This is a genomic window from Leifsonia sp. SIMBA_070 (assembly GCF_046534635.1).
Classification (GTDB): Bacteria; Actinomycetota; Actinomycetes; order Actinomycetales; family Microbacteriaceae; genus Leifsonia.
In genome coordinates this window covers 1-254 of the sequence record NZ_JAWRYK010000586.1, presented here as the reverse complement: position 1 = coordinate 254, position 254 = coordinate 1, and the positions used below count along the sequence as shown (strand labels likewise).

General features: G+C 70.1%; 1 pseudogene. It reads right to left on the bottom strand.

What is annotated here, in order from left to right:
* A pseudogene (locus SB754_RS21570) lies at positions 1-254 on the bottom strand (hypothetical protein); the annotation flags it as partial.

The window sequence follows — 254 nt, the reverse complement described above, 5'->3', positions numbered from 1 at the left end:
ATCGAGCGGGGCGTACCACCGGGAACCGAGACTCCACAGCGGGCCGCCCGTGTCACCGTCGACAGCATGGATGGGTTCGGCGGCGGCGTGTGCGAGGCCGTCGTCGAAGCGGATCCGGAAGAGGTTCCAGCGCGAGGTCCAGGAACGATCCGCACGAGCGGCGGCGGAGGGCGGATCCTGAGTGAAGAGCAACTCGTCCTCGCTCAGCCACTCCGGCTGCAGCGCGGAGACGTTCTGTCCGCGGGACGCGGCGC